The 17977-nt window shown below is 54.1% G+C and carries 12 protein-coding genes and 1 pseudogene; 8 read left to right on the top strand and 5 right to left on the bottom strand.

Features of this window, described 5'->3' with window-relative positions; translation table 11 throughout:
* Nucleotides 1-222 precede the first annotated feature (222 nt).
* Nucleotides 223-2490: pseudogene (locus tag BN77_RS31325) on the top strand (VapE domain-containing protein).
* Nucleotides 2491-2924: 434 nt separating this feature from the next.
* Nucleotides 2925-3344 (top strand): hypothetical protein, encoded by a 420-nt coding sequence (locus tag BN77_RS31335; protein ID WP_007529058.1) that lies wholly within the window; start codon nucleotides 2925-2927, stop codon nucleotides 3342-3344.
* A 91-nt stretch (nucleotides 3345-3435) separates the two neighbouring features.
* On the opposite strand, the gene BN77_RS34370 is transcribed toward BN77_RS31335, so the two are convergent.
* The 3 genes from BN77_RS34370 to BN77_RS04865 form a co-directional block, all read right to left on the bottom strand.
* Nucleotides 3436-4104 (bottom strand): hypothetical protein, encoded by a 669-nt coding sequence (locus BN77_RS34370; RefSeq protein WP_208856425.1) that lies wholly within the window; start codon nucleotides 4102-4104, stop codon nucleotides 3436-3438.
* A gap of 337 nt (nucleotides 4105-4441) precedes the next feature.
* On the bottom strand, nucleotides 4442-4843 hold the full coding sequence (locus BN77_RS04860) for a hypothetical protein (protein ID WP_007529063.1): 402 nt from the start codon (nucleotides 4841-4843) through the stop codon (nucleotides 4442-4444).
* A 255-nt stretch (nucleotides 4844-5098) separates the two neighbouring features.
* Entirely contained in the window at nucleotides 5099-5776 is a 678-nt protein-coding gene (locus BN77_RS04865; RefSeq protein ID WP_007529065.1) for a recombinase family protein, read from the bottom strand.
* 341 nt (nucleotides 5777-6117) lie between these two features.
* Here BN77_RS04865 and BN77_RS04870 point away from each other — a divergent pair, with 341 nt between their 5' ends.
* On the top strand, nucleotides 6118-6405 hold the full coding sequence (locus BN77_RS04870; protein ID WP_007529067.1) for a helix-turn-helix domain-containing protein: 288 nt from the start codon (nucleotides 6118-6120) through the stop codon (nucleotides 6403-6405).
* 1090 nt (nucleotides 6406-7495) lie between these two features.
* A complete protein-coding gene (locus tag BN77_RS31340; RefSeq protein ID WP_167540361.1) occupies nucleotides 7496-8323 on the top strand; it encodes an HNH endonuclease in 828 nt (275 codons plus the stop codon).
* Between the two features lie 107 nt (nucleotides 8324-8430).
* Here BN77_RS31340 and BN77_RS04880 read toward each other — a convergent pair whose 3' ends face one another.
* Nucleotides 8431-9633, bottom strand: coding sequence for a DUF4365 domain-containing protein (locus BN77_RS04880; RefSeq protein ID WP_157224429.1), 1203 nt, complete (start codon nucleotides 9631-9633; stop codon nucleotides 8431-8433).
* 237 nt (nucleotides 9634-9870) lie between these two features.
* Between BN77_RS04880 and BN77_RS04885 the strand changes: the two genes are divergently transcribed.
* From BN77_RS04885 to BN77_RS04900, 4 genes are all read left to right on the top strand, one after another.
* On the top strand, nucleotides 9871-10749 hold the full coding sequence (locus BN77_RS04885) for a DUF3800 domain-containing protein (RefSeq protein ID WP_040677576.1): 879 nt from the start codon (nucleotides 9871-9873) through the stop codon (nucleotides 10747-10749).
* 431 nt (nucleotides 10750-11180) lie between these two features.
* Nucleotides 11181-12743, top strand: coding sequence for a type I restriction-modification system subunit M (locus BN77_RS04890; protein WP_007529075.1), 1563 nt, complete (start codon nucleotides 11181-11183; stop codon nucleotides 12741-12743).
* Nucleotide 12744: 1 nt separating this feature from the next.
* A complete protein-coding gene (locus tag BN77_RS31345; protein ID WP_051177093.1) occupies nucleotides 12745-14046 on the top strand; it encodes a restriction endonuclease subunit S in 1302 nt (433 codons plus the stop codon).
* A complete protein-coding gene (locus tag BN77_RS04900) occupies nucleotides 14043-17234 on the top strand; it encodes a type I restriction endonuclease subunit R (protein WP_007529079.1) in 3192 nt (1063 codons plus the stop codon). Before BN77_RS31345 ends, BN77_RS04900 begins: the two co-directional genes overlap by 4 nt.
* A gap of 359 nt (nucleotides 17235-17593) precedes the next feature.
* Here BN77_RS04900 and BN77_RS04905 read toward each other — a convergent pair whose 3' ends face one another.
* Complete coding sequence (locus BN77_RS04905) at nucleotides 17594-17929, bottom strand: hypothetical protein (RefSeq protein WP_040676746.1); 336 nt, start codon at nucleotides 17927-17929, stop codon at nucleotides 17594-17596.
* Between the last annotated feature and the right edge of the window lie 48 nt (nucleotides 17930-17977).

A 17977-nucleotide genomic window follows, 5' to 3' on the forward strand; every position in this document is an offset into this window, starting at 1 on the left:
ATATTGGTAATCTTGAGTTTTCCCAATGTAAGACGCTACAGCTTGTAGCGCCTGTCACGCACGGACAAGCCTTTCGCAGCACGAGCATATCCAGTCATAGGGGGCTGGGCTCGTGCTGCACGTGGGCCCCGCCGAGACTGAAGCTTATCGGCCTCCCCTATCGCGCCGACCCCTTTCACCGCGATCATCCATCTCTCCCTTTTTTACGAAAGGCCCGTTTCCGTGCGCACTGACATTGCGACATCTTTTGGTGGCATTGCCGCCACCTTTATCGACGCTGGTTTTCCGTCCTCTGACCTCCTCCCCTTGATCCCCCCCGGTGCGAAACTCGTCTCCGGTTCCCGTATTGAGCCGTGCCATATCGGGAAGATTCCCGGCCGTTGGCGCGGCGGCGAAGTTTGGTCCGGCCTGCGCGGCGAGTGGCCGATAGCCGGTCTGGACGACGGCACCATCGCCCAAGCACGGGTCTGGCCTACCTCTGGCGTAGGTCTCAGGGCCGAGCAGTTTCCCGGCGTAGACTTGGACGTTGAGACGCTGGAAGCCCGCGAGCTCGCAGAGACCGTGCTGGAAAAAATTGTCCCCCAATACCGCACTGCGCCGCTACGCTACCGCGACCAACAGCCTGAGCGGGGGCTCTACGCGTTCCGGTTCGATCCACAGTCAGACCCCGTACGCAAGCACCGTATCGGGTTCACCGACACGGAAGGAACGAAGCACGCGGTCGAAATCCTCGGCCTCGGCCAACAATACGTCGTCGCAGGCCCGCATCCGAAGGGCGGCAGCTACCGGTGGCGTGACGAGAAAGACCTGCCCGCCATAGGCGGCAAAAACCTGCCTACGATCACTCTGAGCGAGGTGGAGCGCCTCCTCGACGCGCTGAAAGAAGCGGTCGAGGCGAAAGGCTGGAAGGTTACCACCTTCCAAAAGCCGGGCGTCAGGGCTGCGGGCGGCGAACACGACTATTCCGACGCGGACCCGCTGATTGATCCTGAGATCGCGCTGGGCGCGCTGCGCACCATCCCGAATGACCACAAGACAGTGCCATCTCGCGACGACTTCATCAAAGTGGTGTCGAGCTTCAAGGCGGCATGTGGCCGCGACGCCGAAAGCCTCCGTCCCGAGTTCGAGGCATGGGCCGCTGACGCGGAACCGGGCTTTGGCTATTCAGACGAAGAGTTTGATAAGATTTGGGTGTCGCTGACATCTTCCCGCACCCCTGTCGATTACCTGATCTCGAAAGCCCGCAAGTTTGGCTGGCGCGGCGACGCGGAGCTTGATTTCGCAGCAGTAGACGGAGCGGAGATTGAGGAGACCGTCGCCCGCTACCGCACAGGAGAACTCGCACTGATGGCCCCTGAAAGGGCCGTTGCCGATACCGCCACAGTAGCCGCCATTCTGAGGCAGCACGCACCGGGTGCGTTGTCATTCGATCAGATGCGGAACGCTGTCATTCTCAACCATTCGCCGCGCCCTGACAGTGAGCGCAGCTCCTTCAAGCCCCGCACCATTACGGGCCATGACATCGTTGACATACAGGTTCTCTTGCAGCGTGGCGGGCTCCGTCGCGTCGGCAAAGAAGTCGTAAACGACGGTATCGAGCACGCCGCCCGCGACAACGCTTTCCACCCCGTCCGCGATTGGCTCTCCGGCCTCCGTTGGGATGGGCGGGAACGCCTTCCCGAACTCTTCTCGTGCTACTTTGGAGCCGAGAGCACTGAGTACACCCGCGCAATTGGCCGGATGATGATGCTGTCAATGGTTGCCCGTGTCATGGAGCCAGGATGTCAGGCCGATTACATGGTTGTGCTAGAAGGCTCACAAGGCGCCGGGAAGTCGTCAGCCGTGCGCGTATTAGGCGGAGAATGGGCGTCCGATCATCTGCCAGACATCGCGAGTAAGGACGCCTCAATCCACCTCAATGGGAAGTGGATTATCGAAATCGCCGAAATGAACGCGTTGAACCGCGCCGAAGCGAACGCCTTGAAAAGCTTCCTGACACGGCGGGTAGAACAGTACCGCAAGCCGTACGGTATTGGGGAGGTTATCGAGCCTCGCTAGAGTATCTTCATTGGAACGACCAATGAGGCGAACTATCTGAGGGACGAAACCGGGGCTAGGCGCTTTTGGCCGGTGCGTACGGGCGCCATCGACATTGAAGCGTTGAAGCGCGACCGCGATCAGCTCTTCGCTGAGGCGTACGCGCGTTATCAGCGCGGGGAGCACTGGTGGCCGGATGCGGAATTTGAAGCACGGGTCGTGAAGCCCGAGCAGGAAACGCGCTTTGAGGCGGACATGTGGGAGCCGCTAGTCGCGGATTATTTGGACGGGAAGGATCGTGCCACCACTGCGGACATAGCGGCGGAGGCTTTGGGGTTATTCGGCGGTAACGTGAACCCTGCGCACGGGCGGCGCATTAGCGCCGTTATGCGCGTACTAGGTTGGGAACATCGGAAAACGGAAGGAAAGCGCTATTGGCGCAAGGCAGCGTAGAAACGGGGCAATGATTTGTCCATCTGCCCCGCATCCGCCCCGTCATCCGCCCCGATTTTTCTACATTAAAACAATAACATAACAGTGGCGGGGCAGATGGGGCAGATAAAATAGCTAAAAACGGGAAAGGTAATAGATAGAAGCCAGTGCCCTGTCGGGGGAGAGTAAGGGTAAATATAGGAAATCATCTGCCCCATCTGCCCCGGTTTGGGTAATGCGTTGATTTTAAAAATCAAAAACCGGGGCAGATCATCTGCCGCGCGATCTGCCCCGATCTGCCCCACCCCATGCCTAAACCTTGGAGGTCGAACTCATGCGAAGGCGGCTCGCTCAAGCACTTAGCCAATTGGCTAATTATCACCGCAACTAAAATACTACTGGGGTCAGTTCAAATATGACAAGCCCGCCAGATACGAACAGGAACGAGAGAGACCATGGCAGCAGTTAAGCAGCGTCACAGCGGGCAATTCCAGCCGGGCCAAAGCGGGAACCCGCTCGGCTACCCAAAGATCCCGCCTGATGTTAAAGCCCGCCTCAAAGGCCTCAATATGAAAGCCGTGCAGGCGATTGAGGACGCTCTTGACGGCGACGACCAGAAACTTCGGCTAGCCGCTGCACAAGAAGTCCTCAACAGGAATTTGGGCAAACCGCACGTCTCAGCGACGGTTGACGTAAACGCTCATGACAGCGGCGCCGCGATGCTCGCCGCATTGACGGCTGCCGCCGCGCGCAGCTCCGCGTCCCCGGCACTCGTCATTGATGCGACCGCCGAACGCGCACCGGCGCCGCCGCTGCCGACACTCCCTCCCATCCCGCTCGCTTCGATACCAGCGGGCGACGAACACGAAGACTAACCCTTTCGGAGAAACAGAATGCCTACTCTCATCATCAACCGCCTCAGGATTGTGGATCCCACGCCCGACGGTATGCCGACCAAACACCCCGCTATGTCAGCGGCCGCACAAAACGGAGTGTTAATTCCTCGTGCGCTCTGCCGTCTTCCCAGCTCATCGTGATCCAATTGGTTGAACTGGGGTACGCGATCACTATTCGCGCCGGCCGATACTTTGCTTCACGTATAAATGGGTAGGCAGCGTCCGCAGTTTCCAACAACAGGATGAATGTCAGCCCGAAAATGCTCAGTGCCAGCGCTTCGATTTCATCTTTATCGTTTGTCAGAGGCTGAAATTGGAAACGCGAGTGATTCACAGTCAGGTCGTCAGTCTTCATGACACAGTAGAGCCCGGCGCCAGCAGGCCACTCAGTGCGGCTGTCGAGCATGTCCAGTATTGCTTCGTCCTTCGCAAACGCCCCAGAAAGCCGTTCTCTTCCCCGCGCAAAATTCCCAGAGACGGCGACTGCCTTTGCCGTCTTCAACAACCAACGTTCGATATCATGGCCAGAGACAATCGAATGTCTTGAAACGCTGTCGCGTTCTAGACATGATTTAAGGGAAGCAAAGAAATTCTTAGCCGCATCATCAAGAGGGTGCAGCGCGCTGTTGTGTTTGGTGCAGAGACAGTTCGCCCGAAGACTTTGCGGCGCGAGGATTCTTTGTGCGCCATCTTCCAGCCAAGGCAGACCGGAAATCGCAAAATCGCCGCTACCCTTCAAAACGCGGATGACAGACTCCGAGATAATATGTTCTCCCTAGATAGGGGCGACACACGAGCCCAAACCCCTCATATAACATCTATTGACACTGGACGCCGGCGCTAAGGCCTTCAGTCCGAGGGCAGCGGGGGGCTTGTGCCACCGGTCCCCCACCCAACAGCAAAGGCGAGCCGCCTTTGTCGAGCCGCAAGGGCAGGGGCCATTCAAAGCAGCTTCTCTCTTCCGTTTTGCTTCGCCCATACTGGAAAACTAGCCGTCCCCCTCACGCCGCCGATGCATGATAGTCAATACCTTTGCGCCTTCGATACCGCATGCAATATCGCTATTTGCCCGAATGCTAGGGAGCGGCGGAAACAACAAGCCCTAGAAGGCCTAAAACAATCCCGACAACACCCAACACGAAAGACCAAGCGCCCACGAGGGCTGGAATGCGAACGGCGGGATCACGTGCGGCAAGGTACCAGCAAAGTTGACCCCACCAGCGAACAGGCTCCCATTCGAGCTCAACGCTCTGGCCCAGTCGGACGCCAAAAGCGTCCCGCACATCGATATTCATCTGAACCTCGTTCTGCGGCCCGTCTGACCCAAGGACACATAGGATTTCTGTCTTGCTCTCGCAGGTGATGCGCGCAATCGTGAAGCGAGCAAGCCCCTTCCGTCGGCCCACGTGAATTCGAATTCGGTCCTTGCCGATATCGTCTTCCGGTGCTTTCCCGACGACAAATTTTTTGGCAGTCATTTCCCCACCTCGCACCCTTGCCGTTATGCTCTATTCCCAGTCTGCTACGGCGTGGTGGCGGTAACTTTCCGGGTCGGGAACCCGGGAACCATCAAACGAATCCCAACTAGACAGGTGGATCCTTATCGAAAGCAACGCGAAAAGCGAGTGCGACTATTCACCTACTAGGGGCATCAGCGCGTCGCCAACCATGCCTCCTTGGCCCCGGGATTCCTTCTGGATTGCCGCTTGGCGGGATCACCGCCCGTGCGGCCCTCAGTCCGTTGCCCTTTCCAGCACGCGCGACACCTGTTTTGCGGTCCAGCGGCCGCCCCGCGCTGTCGCAAGGCCCGCGCTGTCAAGCGCTGTCACGATCTCGCGCAGGCTCTTCCCCGCATCGCGCAGCGGCTTGATAAAGCCAATTACACGGGCCGCGTCGGCGTCAGCCCGTGTCTTCAAGCCCTCAATGCGCTTGTCGAGTGCCCAAGTGCCGTCAGCCTTCCTTCGCCGCCCGCCCAGCTTCACGCCGCGAGCTTTGGCGGCTGCGAGGGCGTCTTTGGTGCGCTTTGAGATGAACTCACGTTCCTGCTCTGCCAGCGCCGCATATATATGAAGCTGAAATTTATCAGCGTGCGGCATAGAGGCGACCCGTAGCTTGACTTTCCTGTCATCCATGAGCCCCGAGATAAATGACATCTTGCGGCTCAAGCGATCGAGCTTCGCAACCAGAAGCTCGGCACCTGTCTTGCGCACGAGGTCGAGCGCCTTCGCCAGTTCTGGCCTATCCCCGTCCGCGCCGGACGCTTCCTCAACAAATTCCCCGACCACTTCGTAGGGCACTTCCGAGTAGTTCGCGAGGAACAGGTCGATGTCGCGCTGTTGAGCTTCAAGGCCAAGGCCGGACTTTCCTTGTTCCTCTGTCGATACACGGCGGTAGGAGACATATTTGCGCACGGGGTTTCCTCCTGCGGGGTTGTGCTAGACACAGCCTGGATATGGGCGCTGTGTCTAAATGTCAACGACCGTTGAGTAAGACACAAGTTCCTTTTACGAGGTCGTTAGGAAGTGGCGAGGCTGAAGTCCGCTACTTCTACCGACCAGTACGGAATTAGTTGGAGCTATGGCGTTCACGGTCGTCTGCTTTACCCCCCGGGTGGGGTGTGGCGGGGTGCACGTCTATTATTGTATGTAGTTGTAGCTACTTAGCTTTATCGTAAATTATTGTTTAAAAACAATGGCTTGTGTGTATCTGTAATTGACATCGCCGTCTCACTGCACGACAAGTAGAGTCAGCGATGGAGATCATATTGCGATACTGGGACCTTGTTTGTGAAATGAGGGCAATGCGTCGCGAAATCCGCGAGCTAACGGCGGCAATAAATGCCTTTCAACAGGCTCAATCCATAGAGGTGAAAGAGGTTGACAAGCTTGCCCTTAGCATACCTGAGGCCGCCCATCTTGCAGGTCTTTCGACTGCCTACGCCAAGCAACTGATTTACAGCGGCGCTATCAAATCGATGAAAGTCGGCAAGCGTAGACTTATCCTAGCGGAGTCTCTGAAAGAATCTCTATTAAAGAAATAGCGGAGCACATATCGGACATTGCGGCCGGCGAACATCACAAGCGGACGTTCGGGTCATCCATTTGCATTTGCATTCGCATTCGCATCGTGCCGCACTGCGCATCCGTTACCAGAATAACAGCCTGAAGTCGCGGCGCGTGACACACTCGGCCCAGCGTGGCCGGAATTGGTGAAAGCGGGCGCTGCCAGGTTTTGCGCGTCGCGTCTGACACCGAACCTACCCACCGCGTTGGCGCTCCCCCCGCCTACCCCAACCAGGGCGGGCTCTATATTGTTGTGGCTACATTCTTAAATACATGATTGTTTTTCTAAAGCGACCACTTGCTTGCGTTGTGGATTGACGGGTCGAGCCTCGGGCTGACACCTTACCGTCGTCACCGTGTAGGGCATTCTGAGGGATGAAAGCGAAGGGGCGGCTCATTCGGGCTGAAGATTCGCGCGACTTCCCCAAGAAACCGCAGAGCCTTAACATACGTGGCCGGAGGAACCACGTCTTGGATCGCTGATTTTACGCGCTACGCGGCAGCTCCGTAGGTGCAAAGGACATCCTGCTGACGCGAATCCGCGATACAAGAAGATGGCCCCTAAGCATTCCTGGTTATGCTGAGGGTTGGGTCGATAGTCGGCAGTTCAACAGCTCAACCGAGCGCGACCGACGATCTCCGCAGTTTTGGCTTGATTTAGCCGGCTGGAGTAGGTCAATTCGTCTTCCTATGACCGAAAAGATTCTCGCCGATCAAATTCGAGCATTCGCGTATAAAACATACGTACAGCCGGGACTCGTTTCGGACGAACTTGTGTATGTTAGAGCAGGCGACGTGCACAGCCGAATGGGCTTCGTACAGCGCGTTCCATTAGTCTGCGCGTCGTTGAGGGCACGGCAATTCCGTGAGCAATTCGGGCTGCAGCTTGTTCGAACGGAGGGTCCAAGAACTAGTACCACAACTACGTTCGTTTTTGCCAAAGGAAGCCAGCCAAGAAGTGGCTTTAGGATTCCTCCTCCTGGTGCTGCCTGGGCAGAGATCACGTCGCTCCAACATGGGCACGGAGGCTTGGGCTGGGAGCTCGGCCGCTGGCTTTGGAGTCCGACAGTGTCCAAAGACAGTGCGGATCGATACGCGGTAATGCAGCAGCCTGCACCGGGAGAACAGGTCTTTCACCTGGTTGCGGGCGTTTCGGCGACCGATCCACGGCAACGCGTTATTTACGGTGTTTCGCGTGTCGCTATCGGGGCAGAGGTAACGCGCTCGAAGCCACCATCACCAGGACACTGGGGCGACGCGGAGGCTTATTTCCGGATTGCGCTCGCGGACTTCTCAGAATTGGCCGTGAAGCTGCCGACGGATGAGGTGGAGGCGAGTCTCTCGGATATTATTCTTGCTGATCTAAGCGAGCGTCCGAAGCACTATCCTTATGCCCCTTATCGCGATGGTTTCCGCGGCGCTCAAGGCATCTACCTTGCAAAACTGAGCCCTGCACTCACCGAAGCGTTTCGCGCGGTGATCGGATTTTCCACATCAAGCGTAAAGCATGTAGATGAAGATGGCGCACGAGGGGCCATAAGGGAGTTTGCCGAGGGTGAACGCGCGCGACGTGAGGGCGCGTTCTTTAAGCGTAATCCAACGTTAAGGGCTGCCGCCATCGAAGCGCACGGGCTACGATGCGTTGCGTGCAGCGTGAGTTTCCAGGAAACATATGGACCTCTTGGGGAGGGGTACATCGAAATTCATCATCTTAATCCACTCGCCGAGCGCCGGGACTTCTTAAATGCGGAGCCAACGAACACCAAGGTCGAGGACGTAGCGCCGCTCTGTGCAAACTGCCACCGTATGGTGCACCGGCGGCGACCGGCATTGTCGCTAGATGAGCTTCGGGACGCAATTTATTCGGCGTCTGCTGAACGTTACGGTCGGGCATAACCGCGGAACATAGCCGGCGAGGATCGCCCACGCGTTGATCTGAGGCAATAGATAGTGGCGCATCGTTATGTGATCTCGCCGTTGCGACGTGTCATTGTTCAAAATGGTTAGTGTAGCCCCAGTAGCCATAGGTCCGGCTCAACGCCTATGCATTGCAGCACATCCTCATCTGGAATTTGCATTCTATCAGCGTAGTTCATGAGATATCTTACTAGCGCGGGGAGAAATCGGGTAACGAACGCGTCTTCCCCCACCTCGAATGCCACGACCCCTCCGGCATCGCCCATTTTGATTATTTCTTTCATCATGTTCGAGCGAGCATACAGGTCGTCCATCTGAGCTTTGCTGACATCGAAGACAACCGATGGCTCATACCGCCCGACAGCCGGCCAAGCCACTAAGGCGGTCGTGCCAGCCTCATTCGAGTGTGAATAAGTGAAGTAGCCGGCTAGATTTCGCACGGCAACTGCAAGCTTCCTATCCTCGAATCCAATAAATCGAGAAAGCTTGGGGTCTTTCAAAAACCACTCAATGGCGCGTTTTAGCTGAGCGGCTTTGCGTTCGTATCTATCAAGTATAGTTTCACGTATCAGCGCTTCACGCCGCTGATCCACGGTAGGAGCAAACATATCGCGGATTGCGTCTATGCTCGCGATTAATTCCGCCTGGCCGACGAGCTCAACCTCGATCGAAGGTATCTCGCTTCCGTTTGTGGATTTGGCAATTTCAAGGCAAGCGATTCCGAGTTCCTCATCGGAGATGGTTATTCCCAGCCCTTCATCAAATGGAATAAGTAAAGCAGACCTCTCGACAACCGGAGCAAATTCGCCCGTCTCCGCTATCTTTGTAAGATCTTCCGAGGCAACCGTTAGCTCGCTAGCATCATCGAAATCTATAGCAAAACCTTTTGGCGTCTGCCGCAAGCTAGTCTCGGTGATGTGCGTCCAGAATAATCGCTCGGTTTTCGGATGAGAGTACACAACGATCACCGGAAGCGAGTGCCTAAGCCAGTAATTTGCATGAGACCGAGAGCAGTACAACGTATAGCCATAGCGGGTTCGGCGTACTGCGCAATCGCCCGACTTAACCTGGACTGCTATGAGCCTGCCGGTTGCAACGCGCTTGCCGGTATCGGTTGTACGAGTGACTTCGATTGTAGCATCGACGCCATAGTCAGCGCTGGTCTGATCTCGAAAGATGAAACCCATCTTCGATACAGCTAAATCGACAGCAGTCTCGCCCTTGTGGCCTTCTAGCGCGTTATCACACACTAAAGGCAACAAAACTGATCGTTCCTTATCTTCGGCCACATTCGACTCGCATTCGGTAAGAGCTCTGGACATTTGTCCCAGGATTGGCGGGAACACGTCGATGTTTCAAGTTCAATTCTCCGACAAAAACGCGATGTCGCGTCACTGAAGCGCAATCTTATCGCTGCGTTCAGATTACCCTTGACTCCCGGCTGTAGCGTCATTGATGTTCGCCTTAAAGAAGAATCGTTCAATTGAAACGCGAACAATTTAGGCAGGTTGTGGGAGGGTGCACCTGTGAATCGGAACGCGGTACCCGCTCCAGATTACGAGTTCATAGCGTACATAGACGAATCCGGGGACCCCAGCCTTAAGCGCGTCAGACCCATTGACGACACTGGTGGGACAGAGTGGTTTACCATCGCGGCGGTGCTTGTCCGGCGCGAATTCGACGCGGAGCTCCCAAAGTGGGTTGCTGCAATCAACCAAGCAATTGGCTCGACAAATAGCCAAATTATACATTTCACTCATCTTTCGCCGCAACACCGGTTGAGAGCCGCGGAACTGATGGCAGAGCTGCCTCTTCGACTGTTTGTTGTGGCATCCAACAAAAAAAACATGCGGCGGCACCGCAACGAGAGGGCAGAGAAGGCCAACTCAAAGCAATGGTTTTATAACTGGATGGCGAGGATCTTGGTCGAACGGATCACGGATTTCTGCCTAAGATACTCTCACCGCAAAAATCTTGGCCGGCGACACGTTAAATTTGTGTTTTCTCAAACTGGTGGCCATTCATACAGCCAGACGGCTGCTTATCATGAGCTGTTGCGATATCAGTCGCGCGGCAAAAAGATCATGCTCGATAGATGGGCCCCCAAATGGGAGGTGATGCATTGGAGTCTTGTTGAGCACTATCCCCACTTTAAGCGGGCGGGGTTGCAGTTGGCTGATGTTGTCGCGAGTGCCTTTTATCACGCGGTCGACAATCTCGACACCGGGCCGTGCAACATATCCTACGCTCGGGCGCTCCATCCTCGGGTAGCATTCACGAGCGCAGGCGAGTGGCGTGACTATGGCGTAGTACTGCAGCCGACACCCGATTGGTCGGCTGATATAACGGAAGATCAGAAAGAAATATTCAGGTTTTACGGTTACGATTTCATGAGGTGGTGGTAGGCCCCGGCTCCATTTTCGTTCAGAACGGCTAGGCCGCATCCTCCCACGACCATATCCTGAATAAGGCAGCGCCTAGAGTACCGGCGTTCCTACCGAATCAAATTCTACGGCATCGTTGGACAGAATTGAATCCCGCTAATGAGGTATTTTCACGATTTGTCTCTAATGGCATCGCGGAACACTATCGACTGTTATCCTAACGTGAGTCCAAGCGCTAATAGCCTGTTGACGCGCCCACTGTTTTTGCGGAGGGCGAGAGGCGCCGACCGGCGGTTTCCAGATGCAGAATTTAAATGCGCTTGACGAAATTGCCGCGCCTGTCGAAAGGATGTGAAGCAAAAACACTTGACGACCTAGGGTCAAAGACGACTCTATTGGTGGTTGTATGAATGACTTTGAAATCCTGCATAGACCCAAACTCCGGACGCACAATGAACAGCGAAGAAATCAAGCAACTTGAAAAAGAACTTTGGGATGCAGCGGATAATCTGCGGGCGAACTCCAAACTGACGGCAGCTGAATATAAAGACCCGGTTTTGGGGTTGATCCTATTGCGCTATGCACAAAACCGCTTTGAAGAGGCTACGAAAACGATAGCGCCTAAACTTGTCGGTCCTCGCGGCGCGCGACGGGCGACCCAGGCCGACTACCTAGCTGCCGGTGCGATGCTGCTGCCGGAGAAGTCTCAATACGATTATCTGGCCAACCTGCCCGAGGCTGAAGATATCTCTGAGGCTGTCAACGAGGCGATGCGTGCCATCGAAGCAAACTATGCCGACCTTGAGGGCATATTGCCTAAGAACTATCAGGACATGGATGCCGATTTGCTGCGCGAGTTGATCCGTGTGTTTAATAAGCCTGCTGTCAAGAAGCTGAAAGGCGACGTCTTCGGTCGCATCTATGAATACTTTCTGATGAAATTTTCAATGAGTGGTGCTGGGGCGCAGGAAGGCGGCGAATTCTTCACCCCGCCGTCGTTGGTGCAGCTCATAGTCAACTTCATTGAGCCCGACCACGGCATCGTCCACGATCCGGCATGCGGATCCGGCGGTATGTTCGTGCAGACTGGTCATTTTGTCACCGATCACCACAAGGCAGTGAACGAGGCCATCAAGGTCTACGGTACCGAACTGAAAGCCAACAACGCCCGTTTGGCCAAGATGAACCTGGCAATTCACGGTATCGAAGGAAAAATCATCGAGGGCAATAGCTTTTATTCCGACCCACATGATCTCGTTGGCAAGTGCGATTTCGTCATGGCCAACCCGCCGTTCAACGTCAACAAGGTCGATAAGGCCCGCGATGTCGTAAAAACCGATGCACGCTTATTTGACGATATCGGCATTCCGAAGGCCGACAACGGCAACTACCTTTGGATCCAATATTTCTATCATTACCTCAACGCCACCGGTCGAGCGGGCTTTGTCATGGCCTCATCCGCCACTGATGCGGGCGGGTCGGAAAAGCTGATTCGGCAAAAGCTAATTGAGACAGGCGCGGTCGATTGCATCGTGGCGGTCGGAAACAATTTCTTTTACACGCGCTCGCTGCCCTGCCATCTCTGGTTTTTGGACAAGGGCAAGCGTCCTGAAAATAAGTCGAAGATCCTGATGATCGACGCGCGCAACACCTTCCGGCAGGTGAACTCAAAATTGCGCGATTTTACACCCGATCAGTCGGCGGGTTTAACAGCCATATTAAGTTCCTATCGAGGCGCTGACGTTTCAGTGGAGTTTGAATCAAATCCGTGGCTACGACAAATTTTTCCGGATGGTGCTTATCAAGACACGGAGAGGCTGTGCAGGATAGTCGATGTAGCTGAAATTGCTGAACATGGTTACAGTTTAACACCCGGTCGGTATGTCGGTTATAGCTCAGAGATTGACGATGAATTCGATTACGAATCCCGCTTACTAGAATTACATTCTGATCTTGCTGTATTGCATGCCGAGGCCAAGGAACTCACTTATAAAATAATCGATAGGCGGACTTGAGATGTCTCGGTCAAATCTTTCTTTGAAAGACCTATGTATCTTCGTAAACGGAGGTGCCTGGAATGAGAGTGAGTATGCTGTTCAAGGTATCCCTGTATTCAAAGTATCGAATATAAAAGGCGCGGAAATAGACTTATCAAACGTCGACTATTTGCCGATCTCGTCCGCAGAAAAGTATCAGCGCCACTTTCTGAAAGAGAATGATCTTATCATCGCTACCGTTGGGTCCCATCAGGGTTTGGCCAACTCCGCAGCCGGCCGCGGCCTAACCGTGAATCGTAAAATCGCTGGCTATCTCTTGAACCAAAATGCCGTCTGCATTCGGACCGCCCGTCCTGATATACTACATCAAAAATACGTCGGATATATCGGAAAAAGTGAGCATTTCAAGCATTTCATTCAGACAAGAGGCAGGGGTGCGGCTAACCAAATGCGAATAGCCGTTGGCGAGATTAAAGAATACGTGCCTCACTTACCCTCTCTCGATGTCCAATCAAAAATCGTGTCCGTGCTTTCCGCTTATGACGAGCTGATTGATAACAACCGAAGCCGGATAAATCTCCTTAACGAAATGGCCGCCGCACTATACGAGTTGTGTTTTGTGCGAAAACAAATGCCGAATGATGCCGGAGAAAAAGCGGCAATTGAGTCGGGGCCGTGGCAGGAAGTAAAACTTTCTAGCCTGATAACTAAACTGGAATCAGGTAGTCGCCCAAAGGGAGGCATAGACAAGTCTTTAAAAACCGGGATTGCAAGCATAGGTGCAGAGAACGTAATTGGTGCTGGAAGTTATAAGTATGGAAACGAAAGATTAATTTCAACAGATTTCTTCAACTGCATGAAAAAGGGAAAGGTCGAGCAAAAGGATATATTGATATATAAGGATGGTGCGTATATTGGAAAAACGTCTATGTTCCAAGATGACTTTCCTCATAAAATCTGTGCGGTTAATGAACACGTTTTTCTTATTAATAGTAAAAATCGATTCATGCAGAACTATTTATACTATACGTTGTCCCGCGAGGAGTATTATGAAAAGATGCAAGCACTCAATTCTAATTCCGCACAACCTGGCTTGAATAGAGACAAGCTGGGGGCTTTAGACGTAATCAAACCTCCCGACGACTTGATCGCTAGATTCAACGATTTTGTTGAGCCAATGGTGAAATTGATATTCAACCTAGCTAAGCAAAACAGGCTGATCGAAGAGGCTCAGAGCTTACTAATGCCTCGTCTGATGACCGGCAATGTAGATATTGACGAGTACATTGAAGGCGCTGGCGCCAGGATCGCTGCCGAATGAGTTACGAATACTCTGAAGACGGATTGGTCGAGCGCGCCACTGAAGAGGTCCTCACCGACCTCGGCTGGCAGGTTGTCACCGCATGGAAGCAAGAAACGCTCGGACCGAAGGGGTTATTAGGGCGTGACAGTAAGTCCGAGGTGATCCTCAAACGGCCTCTTTTGGCCGCACTGAAAGCCCTAAATCCTGGCCTGCCCGATAGGGCTTATGATGAGGCAGCCTATAGGATCAGTGAAAAGGGCGCGGACAAAACCTTGGCGCAGATCAACAAGGAAAAGCATGAGTTGCTGACGAAGGGGGTGCAGGTCAGTTTCAAAGACGCCAAGGGCCACACCCAATCCAAACGCCTAAGAGTCTTCAATTTCGATGAGCCGCTCAAAAACCACTTTTTGGCGGTGCGGCAATTTGAAGTGGTGGGCGATATTTATAATCGCCGGCCCGATGTGGTTGGTTTCGTCAACGGCGTGCCCTTGGTGTTTTTTGAGCTGAAAGCACACCACCAAGACCTACAGCACGCCTTTGAGGACAATCTCAAGGACTATAAGGACACAATCCCGCATGTTCTGCATTGCAACGCTTTTGTCATCCTCAGCAATGGAACAGACGCCAAAGTCGGCACGGTCACAAGCCCCTATCAGTATTTTCTCGAATGGAAGCGCATCGAGGAAGAGTCAGAGGGCGTCGTAAGTCTTGACACCTTGCTGCGTGGGACGTGCGCTCGCGAGCGAATTCTTGACATGTTTGAAAACTTCCTGCTGTTCGATGGCGACGGTGCGAAGCCGATCAAGATCATGGCCAAGAATCACCAATACATCGGTGTCAACAAGGTCATAGACTCGGCGCGCAATATTGATGAGTTAAAAGGCAAGTTGGGCGTTTTCTGGCACACTCAGGGGTCGGGAAAATCCTATTCGATGGTGTTCTTATGCCAGAAAATTTTGCGCCGGTTCGGCGGCGGCTATACCTTCCTGATCGTATTGGACCGGTCAGAACTTGAGCGTCAAATCTATGATACCTTCACTGCTGTCGGCGCGGTGACAGAAGAAAATATGAAGGCAAAGAGCCGCGAGCACCTGCGCGAACTGTTGAGCGAAAACCACCGCTACGTCTTCACCTTGATCCACAAGTTTTCGATCGATCCTAAGACCGAGAGCGTTTATCCGCTTTTGTCCGAGCGCTCGAATATCATCGTCATTTCCGACGAAGCGCACCGCACACAGGGCGGTAAGTTTGCGCAGAACATGCGCTTCAATGCCCTGCCCAATGCGTCGTTTCTGGGATTTACCGGTACGCCCCTGATCAAGGAAGAACTGGAACTGACCAAAAACATATTCGGGGAATATGTATCGGTCTACGATTTCAAACGCGCCATCGAAGACCGCGCGACCTTGCCGCTCTACTACCTCAACCAGGGGGAAAAGCTGGATATCGAGCGGCCTGAGCTTGATGAACGCATGGCAGCGATTATCGAGGGCGAAGACCTTGATGACGATCAACGTGCGAAACTGCAACGCGAATTCGCACGCGACTATCCGGTTCTGACCTCACACAAACGGCTTGATGCCATCGCCCGCGATCTGGTTTGGCATTTCAACGAGCGCGGCTATCAGGGCAAGGCCATGTTCGTTGCGCTGGATAAGCCAACCGCCGTGAAGATGTACGATCTGGTCATGGCGTATTGGCCGGATTATGTGGCCGAACTCAAAAGCCGCATTGCCAAGGCAGGCGATGAACAAGAGGCTGCCGAACTGACGCAAAAGCTGAAACAGGTTGAAGCGACCGAGGTATGCGTGGTCGTTTCGTCCGAACAGAACGAGGTCGATAAGTTCCGCAAGATGGAACTTGAGATCGCGCCGCATCGAAAAAAAATGGTCGAACGTGACCTTGAGACAGAATTCAAAGATGAGGAAAACCCCTTTCGGCTGGCCATCGTCTGCGCCATGTGGATCACCGGCTTTGACGCACCTTGTGTTTCCACGGTTTACCTAGACAAGCCGATCAAAGGCCACACGCTCATGCAGACCATAGCGCGGGCCAACCGCGTCTATGACGATGAGAAAGAAAACGGCCTGATCGTTGATTACGGTAATGTCTATCAAAAGCTGCGCGAGGCCTACGCTATCTATGGCGAAGGTGAAGGCAAGAAAGCCGAGGAGGGCGACGGTGAAGACAACAATCCGGACGGCGAAGCGATGGGCCGTATGGAGGCTTTGGCGCTTGAATTGGCGGCGTCCATCGCGGCAGTGCGCGAATTTCTGCTGGGGGTCGAGTTTGAGCTAGACGCGCTGATCGCCTGCGAAAGCCCGATGGTCAAGCTCGGGCTGATCAAGAAGGCAATGAACTGTGTATGCCTGAACGAGACGACCCGCACGACCTTTGAGTTTTCCGCGCGCGACGTATTCCGGAAATATAGGGCGCTCTATCCCGAAACGCAGATAAAACCGCATATCAAGGTCCATAACGCCATCGAAGCGATCTACAGCCAGCTCAATCAAAAGCAAAAGGCCGCAGATATCACTTCGATCATCATGAAGCTTCAGCGTGAAGTTGATGACAGTATCGAGATTATCGCCACCGGCAAGGATGACAGTGCGCAGGTTGACCTCAGCAAACTCGACTTTGCCCGTCTCCGTGACGCATTCCGCCGGTCAGAAAATCAGAATACGGTCGTGTTTGACCTGCAAGAGGCGATCGAGCAACGCCTTGAACAGATGGTTCGCGAAAACCCAATCCGGCTGGAATTTTACGATCGTTATCGTGGAATCATAGCGACCTATAATAGCGGCAAGGATCAACAGGCGGTTCAGAAGGCTTTTGATGACCTGACTGATTTCGTCGCAAGCCTTAGCGAAGAGGACCAACGTGCGGTTCGGGAAGGGCTTGATCAGGAAACGCTGGCAATCTTCGATCTGCTGAAAAAGCCGAACCTGAGCAAGAAGGACGAAGCCTCGGTGAAGTCCGTCGCGATCAAGACCCTGGAAACGCTGAAGGCCGAAAAGCTGCGCATATCTAAGTGGCGCGAAAGCACGCAGGTGACCGCGCAGGTGCGTCTGGCTATTCTAGAAAATCTGCAATATCTGCCGCAGGATGTTTACGCCGACGACGAATTGGAAGAAAAGACCGATATCGTCTATCAGCACATATATGCCACCTACAATGGCAGCGGCTTCACGCCCTGCTATGCGTAAACCACAAAATGCCTGTGGAAAGTTTTTCGCGCTTTCTCCAATTTTGGGCAGCTCAAAAACCTGAGGTCAGATTGCGGTTTGTTGGTTTTCTTGTTGGTTTCCAGAAAAAACGAAGGAAATTTAATTACGAAATTCAATAACATGCGTGAACTACGACAGTCCTCTTCTGGGCACCATTTCCTTTGCAGAGTGAAGGCTGATAGGAAGGTCTTCCCGTTTCTTCCCCAGACATTACCAGTGCAGGCAATGGCGTCCAATTGTCCAATTGGTCTAGCCGAATGTGGTTGCGATCAGGACGTTTGCGCGTTGTCGCAGCAGGGGCGCCGTCCGGACAATGCCCGGCTTAAATCAGGTGGGGCTCAGCGGACGGGCTGATAGTGTCCGCGCAGCGGTGCCTGCGTCCCGACGCTTTCAACTCCGTCACGGTCACAGACGTAGACGAGGGTCGGCAGCCCGCCAGTACGGAAGATCTTGTTGTATCCGCGGCGAAGGGGCCGCGTCTCAGTTCGGCAGCTATACTGTTCTTCGTCCTTCGGGTCCGGCTGCGCTTTGACGCCCGGCAGGTTGGCGTACGGGTAAATGGCCTCGGACCGCGGTTCGCCGGCACGGTGCCACTCGGTGGCAAAGCTCGCTGCCGCCGAAAGGCTTACGCCGGCTGCTGCCAAGGCCATCAACAACACTCTTGCGAACCACATACCGCTGGATCCGGATTTCACCTTCTTTTTTGATGTAGGCGTCACGGC

Origin of the sequence: Rhizobium mesoamericanum STM3625 (genome assembly GCF_000312665.1) — a bacterium.
Classification (GTDB): domain Bacteria; phylum Pseudomonadota; class Alphaproteobacteria; order Rhizobiales; family Rhizobiaceae; genus Rhizobium; species Rhizobium mesoamericanum.